At 36.9% G+C, this 7,340-nt stretch carries 8 protein-coding genes; 5 read left to right on the top strand and 3 right to left on the bottom strand.

Annotated elements, in window-relative coordinates; genetic code table 11:
* The 4 genes from AC1M87_RS10430 to AC1M87_RS10415 form a co-directional block, all read left to right on the top strand.
* A partial coding sequence (locus AC1M87_RS10430) for an IS5 family transposase (protein WP_481593642.1) occupies nucleotides 1-687 on the top strand: 687 nt, incomplete at its 5' end.
* 39 nt (nucleotides 688-726) lie between these two features.
* Nucleotides 727-1,839, top strand: coding sequence for an MFS transporter (locus AC1M87_RS10425; RefSeq protein WP_481593641.1), 1,113 nt, complete (start codon nucleotides 727-729; stop codon nucleotides 1,837-1,839).
* 22 nt (nucleotides 1,840-1,861) lie between these two features.
* Nucleotides 1,862-2,212: a cupin domain-containing protein gene (locus tag AC1M87_RS10420; RefSeq protein WP_481593640.1), complete on the top strand. Its 351-nt coding sequence runs from the start codon at nucleotides 1,862-1,864 to the stop codon at nucleotides 2,210-2,212.
* 12 nt (nucleotides 2,213-2,224) lie between these two features.
* Complete coding sequence (locus tag AC1M87_RS10415) at nucleotides 2,225-2,578, top strand: RidA family protein (protein WP_411686627.1); 354 nt, start codon at nucleotides 2,225-2,227, stop codon at nucleotides 2,576-2,578.
* A 4-nt stretch (nucleotides 2,579-2,582) separates the two neighbouring features.
* Here AC1M87_RS10415 and AC1M87_RS10410 read toward each other — a convergent pair whose 3' ends face one another.
* On the bottom strand, nucleotides 2,583-3,668 hold the full coding sequence (locus tag AC1M87_RS10410) for a GlxA family transcriptional regulator (RefSeq protein WP_481593639.1): 1,086 nt from the start codon (nucleotides 3,666-3,668) through the stop codon (nucleotides 2,583-2,585).
* 265 nt (nucleotides 3,669-3,933) lie between these two features.
* Entirely contained in the window at nucleotides 3,934-4,344 is a 411-nt protein-coding gene (locus AC1M87_RS10405) for a hypothetical protein (protein WP_481593638.1), read from the bottom strand.
* 699 nt (nucleotides 4,345-5,043) lie between these two features.
* Between AC1M87_RS10405 and AC1M87_RS10400 the strand changes: the two genes are divergently transcribed.
* Nucleotides 5,044-5,226: a transposase gene (locus AC1M87_RS10400; protein ID WP_481593637.1), complete on the top strand. Its 183-nt coding sequence runs from the start codon at nucleotides 5,044-5,046 to the stop codon at nucleotides 5,224-5,226.
* Nucleotides 5,227-5,940: 714 nt separating this feature from the next.
* Here the strand turns inward: AC1M87_RS10400 and AC1M87_RS10395 are convergent.
* Nucleotides 5,941-7,224 (bottom strand): ribonucleotide-diphosphate reductase subunit beta, encoded by a 1,284-nt coding sequence (locus AC1M87_RS10395; protein ID WP_035267248.1) that lies wholly within the window; start codon nucleotides 7,222-7,224, stop codon nucleotides 5,941-5,943.
* Nucleotides 7,225-7,340: the final 116 nt, after the last annotated feature.

Genomic DNA, 7,340 nt, shown 5'->3' with positions numbered 1-7,340 from the left:
CTTTGCGGATTAAATTGGACAGCGCCAGATTACAGTACGCTTTGTAGAAGACAAAAGTATATTGATATTGCAATCAGCTACCAAAAAAGTAACTATGGGCTGCATCTACTCATGGACTCTACAGGCTTGAAGTTTCTAGGTGAGGGTGAATGGAAACGCAAGAAACATGGACCTGAATATCGTCGCCAATGGCGTAAGCTACATATTGCTATAGATGCCAAAACCCTACAAATACGCGCTATTCAGCTCACAACCAATAATGTCAGTGATTCACAGGTGCTTGGTGATTTACTTAATCAGATTCCACAAGATGAGCAGATTGACTCTGTTTATACCGATGGAGCTTATGACACCAAGCAATGCCGTCAGGTCATTGCAGATCGGCAAGCACATGCGGTGATTCCACCTAGAAAAAATGCGAAACCATGGAAAGATACAAAGAGTTGCTCGCTAGAGCGAAATGAATTACTTCGAACAGTTAAACGTTTAGGCAGGACATTATGGAAAAAATGGTCAGGCTATCATCGCCGCAGTTTGGTGGAAACCAAGATGCATTGCATCAAATTATTAGGCGATAAATTAATGGCAAGAAGCTTTCCTAGTCAGGTGAATGAAATTCATGCACGTGTAGCAGTCCTCAACAGATTTACGGAATTAGGTCGACCACTTACCCAAGTTACGCCTTAAATTTGGCTCAATTAGGGGCGCTTTGCATTTCAAATCTTTGTGCAACAAAGCCGGTTTTCAGTAGCACAGTTGTGGGTAGAGTCAGCGTTAATGCTCTTTATTTGGAGATTATTACTTGGGATTGCAGTAGGTGCTGATTATCCCATAGCAACATCTTTTCTAACAGAGTTTTTACCAAGAAAATATCGTGGAATATTAATTTCTGTAATGATTGTAATTTGGTTTATAGGTGCAGCCTCTGCATATATTGTAGGTGAAATAGCGCTTAGATATGCTGGAGATGATGCTTGGAGATGGATTTTAGCAAGTGCTGCTGTTCCAGGTGTTTTCTTTTTAATTGCACGAAGTGGAACACCGGAATCACCACGCTGGTTATTGAGTAAAGGAAGAGTTACAGAAGCCGATCAAATTGTAAAGAGAGTATATGGTTCGCAATATTCTTATATTGATCTGAAAGAAACACATCAATCATCTGGTTCTAAAGCTACAGTTTGGAGCTTATTCCATTCAGGATATGGTAAACGAATGCTATTCGTTTGTTTATTTTGGACTTGTTCGATTATTCCTATTTTTGCTATATATGCATTTGCACCGACTGTACTTAAAGCTATGAGTCTTAGTGATGATCAAGCATCCTTTGGGGCAGCAGCAATTACAGTACTTTTTATTCTTGGTTGTGTATTAGTCGCTTTTATTATTAATAAGATTGGTCGTAAGAGATTATTATTACATAGTTTTTTCTGGTCTGGTTTAGCTCTTTTATTGCTTGGTATATATCCAGATGCTTCTGCTAATATGATTATGCTGATGTTTGCTGGTTACGCGATTGCTGTAGGGGGGTCTCAAGTACTGCAGTACTTATATCCAAATGAACTTTTTCCGACAGAGATTCGTGCAACTGCAGTAGGACTAGGAACATCTATATCGAGGATTGGTGCAGCAATAGGTACATATCTAGTTCCACTAGCGCTCACAGACTTAGGTATTTCAGCAACAATGATTATTGCTGCGGGTATTTGTTGGGTGGGTGCGGTAGCGACTTGGATGCTTGCACCTAATATTGATGCAATGAGCTTGGGTGAAGCAGCATCATTAGAAAATGAACAGAGTAATGTAAAAAAAATCAATATTACGAAAAGAATGAAAACTTGATTCATAAAGGAGTATTAGAAGAGTGAATAATATAGTTTATGTAGTAAGACAAGCTTTAGATGCTCAAATGGACAATGCTCAACCTGCTCGATTTCCAGTTGGAGAATTAATTGCAATGCAGAGTTCGGCACAAGAACAGAGCTCAGAAACTATAAAAGCAAGTATCGGTGTGTGGGAGTCTTCTCCTGGCAAGTTTAAGAGATATTTAATGAACCGGGAGTTTAGTCATATTGTTAAAGGATGCTGTACTTTTACTCCTGAAGGAGGGGAACCAATTGAATTGAAAGAGGGTGATGCAATTTTGTTTCCTGCCGATTGCAAAGGTGAATGGGATATAAAGGAAAATTTTAAAAAAACTTATTGCTTATTTTAAGGGAAAGTTTTTATGTCTAATAATATTAAACGTTATGTAAGTAATAACCGATTGAGTCAAATTGTTAAATTAGATAACTATATAGAAACCTCAGGTATTGTCGCTGAATGTAAACAAAAGGATATTATACATCAAACTCAATCTGTATTAGATCAACTTGAGCAACGATTAAAAATGGTAGGAGCAGATAAAAACAGTATACTCAAAATACAAATTTGGTTAGCAGATATGAATGATTTTGATGATATGAATCTTATTTATGAGCAATGGTTTGATGGATTTTATAAACCAGCTAGAGCATGTGTTGGGGCAAATTTAGCTGACTTACACTATCGAATCGAAATACAAGCCAGCGCAGCCTTATAATCAATTAATCCACTTTATTAACATTCTGACGTCTTTTGCGGTAAGCAAAAGGCGTTTCACCATATTGTTTTTTAAACCATAAAATAAAATGTGACGCATCAGAAAACCCACAATCCATTGCAATGTTAGTGACGTATAGGCTTGTATTGGCTAATAATTTTCTGGCGTGTTCGAGGCGTATGCGACGCCAATAAATTGCTGGTGGTTCATTAGCATTTGCTACAAATGCTCGATGTAACTGACGAGGGTTGGTATTTACATGCTCTGCAACTTGTTTCAATGTCATATGAGCTCCAAGATTTTTTTTCATGTATTCAATAGCGCGCGAAACAATTGTATTTTCGTAGGTTTGAGTGTTTGCTATAGGAGGGGATTCAGGACTATTCCCAATATTTATCGGGTCATCAATAAGTAAGAACTCAAGTCCTTTATGTGCTCTGATGTTGCCACAATTCTTACGAATAATATGTGTAGCTAAATCAATTGCTGTACCACCTGGACATGTAAAGATACCATTATCTTCTACAAAATTTCGATCAATTAAAGCAATTGCATTTGGAAAACGTGTTTTAAACTCATCTTTAATTGCCCAATGGACTGCACATTTTCGACCATCCAAAATCCCAGCTTTACCGAGAACAAAAGAGGAAGAGCATAAGGTAATAATTTTTATTCCAGTATTATAAATCTTTTTGATAATGTTCAATAAAGCTATGGGAGGTTCTCGTGTTTCTGATAGTAGCCCTCCAGCAATGACAATGTAATCATAGTTATTGAATGGATTAAAATTAGCAGTCGGGCTGATGTATAGACCACAACTGGCGTATACTGGTTCATTATCCAAGGTCATCCAATCCCACTGACAATAAACCTGCTGGCTTCTAAATGATTTATCAGCAGCAAAACGTAAGGACTCAACAAAACCTGCAACTGGTGCTAAAGTGAAATTATTCAAGAGAATAAACCCCACTCTTATGTCAGGCCTGATATTCGATAAAGATCGAACATCTATAAAATCTCCTTCTCCAGAAAAAAAATTCATCCTTCTTAAATACTCCATTATAAAAGAAATTGAATAAGCTTTAGCCATCCAAAGTTTTTTATTTAAAACTTATATTAAATCTTGATTTGAGATAAGTAAATTATTATTTTGTATAAATAAAATACTAGATTTTAGTTTTATTTGAGCTTTAATTTTAAATTGATTATTATAAGTTTTTTTAATATTTAATGATAATTGATTAGGTCTTATCATCAATTAAGCCACATAAATCGCTGATAAGAAGTTTTGAGCCAATTTATCATAGTGTTTGGTAATACACGATATTTCTTGAGCTTGGCAAAAAAGTTTTTGATCAGATGTATTGCTTTGTAGAGATGTCAGTCATAATCACACTGATCAATAGAATTCTTTTCGCAGCCATTACAACTTGAACTTTCACATGTAAAATTGGATCAATCGCCCGACCCCTAGAGTTGTAGGCTTTATCTATAACCCAAGTCTTGCTCAAGGATAAGTCCAGCAACACATCTGAACCGTTTAAGTCATGGGCATTAATATTCGTACTTAAGCAAACTTTACTGCGTCCAATCGCATGATTTCCCCCCCCAGCGCTATGTTGATGAGCGCGTACAATGGTTGAATCTAAAATGGCATATTCATTGTTACTGTCATGTGACAGCACTTCAAAAACTCTCTGCCATATACCTACTAGCCCACCGACTAAAACGAGTATGCATGACTTTAAAATCACTGAAGTGCTCATGTATAGCTAAAAATTTAATATGAGCTACAATAGAAAAAGCACTAAGATTTAGGATCATGCCAAAAACATATACCGTCGATCTATGCGAAAAAGTCGTGCAGTTTTATAAATAATCACAGTATAAATCCAAAATGTGTGAATTGTTTAATATTACAATAACCACCCTAGATGATTGGATCGTACTCGAACAGCATACTGGTCAGCTCAAACAGCCTAAATCTCAAAATGCAGGACGCCTTTGATTTGAGATCTTCAAGCCTTTGAGCACTTCGAAAAAAATACACCGTTTACTAAGGCGAAAGATCTTGTCCCTTTGTTTGAACAACAATTTAGTTATACAGTTGGTTATCATGTCATTTTAAAAGCCCTTAATAAGATGGGATGGACGCATAAAAAAAGAGTTTTCTTTACAGACAAGCCTGTAAATTAAGTCGTGCCGTATTTGAATGGTTCCTACCTGAATGGAAGAAGCATTATGGCGAGGATCATATCCTTTATATTGATGAATCATGCATCAATACCAATGAAATAGCAGCATATGGTTGGTTTCCAATAGGACAGTGATGTCATTTCTTAAAGTCAGGTGGACATGGCATCAGTCTCTGCATGATCAATGCTGTCAGATCAAATGCACCATTCAAATTTATTATACCTTTAGTGTTTCAAGGCTCATGTGATCGGAGTATTTTTCTCTGTTAGTTGGAGTATTTGTTAAAGGACTTACAGAAAAAGGATATTCAGACAAAAAGTTATTTGCTGATTCTCGATAATGCCTCAATTCATAAAGGTCAAGCGATTGATGATTTAGTAGCAAAATATAAGACAAGAATCGTTTATCTACCTGCTTATAGTCCCGATTTCAATCCTATTGAAAAAGCCTAGTCTGTCTTAAAAAGTAAAGTCAGGCACATTATTGCTCAGAACAATAAAACCATTAAGGAAGCTCTGGATATCGTATTTAAGATGATGTAGCTTATGTTTCATATTTGGCGATATTTAAATAATTTAATAGATCTTGTTACTGGTATAGGAGAGATATAGCAAGAGGATTCTATATATTGGCTTACTCATCCTATTAAAGAACATGAAGAAAAAATTTCTAAATATAGAGATTTTAATTGACTAATAATTAGATTAGAAAATCTATTGAGGAGGTTTTGTCTGAAAAATAGAGAGAAAATTAAGACAACTGTAAGATTGAAAAAAGCTGTATCCAGCCTATTGAATTTCTTAGTTTTCCAAGAATCAATGTTAGGATATATGTTAAGAGATGACATAGTTTAGTTTTTATATTTTTGTCATTTAATGATTTGCACTAATTGTAAAAAAGCCCATCCATATAGACGGGCTTTTTTTACAAGAAAATTTTATATGTCGCTAACGAAATTTTATGTGTCGTCTTACGAAATATAAAAGGAGCCTATTAATAGGCTCCTTTTATATTTTTATTGATAGCATTCATTGTGACAAATAACTATCTATTAATAATTTCACATTATCTGTTATCAAGCGATTTTTTTGACAAACCATGCGTCGTCTTATGACAAACCTTGTGTCGTTTTTGACAAACCTTGTGTCGCATAACGTAAAAAGCTATTACCAGCTTAACGCACCACCAGTTTGATAGTCTGTTACGCGAGTTTCGAAGAAATTCTTCTCTTTACGTAAGTCCATCATTTCTGACATCCACTGGAATGGGTTGTTCACACCAGCAAATTGCTCAGGTAAACCTAATTGAGCTAAACGACGGTTTGCAATGAACTTCAAGTATTCTTCCATCATTGCAGCATTCATACCTAATACACCGCGTGGCATGGTGTCACGTGCATATTCGATTTCAAGCATTGTACCTTCAAGAATCATCTGAATGATTTCTTCTTGGAACTCAGCAGTCCACAAATGAGGGTTCTCAATCTTGATTTGGTTAATCATATCGATACCAAAGTTCAAGTGCATTGACTCATCACGTAAGATGTACTGGAATTGCTCAGCAACACCATTCATCTTGTTACGACGACCCATTGACAAGATTTGAGAGAAACCACAGTAGAAGAAAATACCTTCAAGAACACAGTAGAATGCGATCAAGTTGCGAAGCAAGATTTGATCTGTTTCAGGGGTGCCTGTTTTGAATGTTGGATCACTCAATTCTTGAGTGTACTTCAAGCCCCATGCAGCTTTACGCGCAACTGATGGAACTTCGCGGTACATGTTGAAGACTTCGCCTTCATCCATACCTAAAGATTCGATGCAGTATTGATAAGCATGCGTGTGAATCGCTTCTTCAAATGATTGACGCAAGATGTACTGACGGCATTCAGGGTTAGTAATGTGTCGGTAAATCGCAAGAACCAAATTATTTGCAACCAACGAATCGGCAGTAGAGAAGAAGCCTAAAGAACGCATCACGATGGTACGCTCATCTTCAGTTAAGCCATCCTCTGACTTCCAAAGTGCGATATCGTGATTCATGTTAACTTCTTGTGGCATCCAGTGGTTTGCACAACCATCTAGATATTTTTGCCAAGCCCATTCATATTTGAATGGTACAAGTTGGTTCAAGTCAGCGCGACAGTTGATCATTGCTTTATCATCAACTTGAACACGTTGAGCGCCCATTTCTAACTCTTCAAGACCTGGAGCAACGTCCAAATGTTCTAAGGCGTTAGATGCTCTTGCCAACGGATCGGCTGAATTTGTTGTTCCGTTTGAACTGGTTCGAGCGGGTTGTGCAGCTGCCACACGCGTCGGTTCGTTGCGTGCATCAGATACCACTTGTGGATTAGGCGCTTTTTGCGGTTCGATGGGCGCAGACTGCTGTGCTTGTGCAGTTTGTTTCGGTTCATCATCTTCGAAATCGTCCCAACTGAGGATAGACATATCAATTCTCTCTACGTTGCTTATATCTTTAATTCAGACATCTCAACGTGAGACATCCTACTATACGCTTATATTGTGTAAGCAAAATTAAGTTTTGCCGATGAATGTACTCAATT

The sequence above is a fragment of the Acinetobacter sp. 24-47-62 genome (assembly GCF_056779765.1).
The sequence above is the reverse complement of the archived record's forward strand: the minus strand, read 5'-3'. Positions and strand labels throughout refer to the sequence as shown.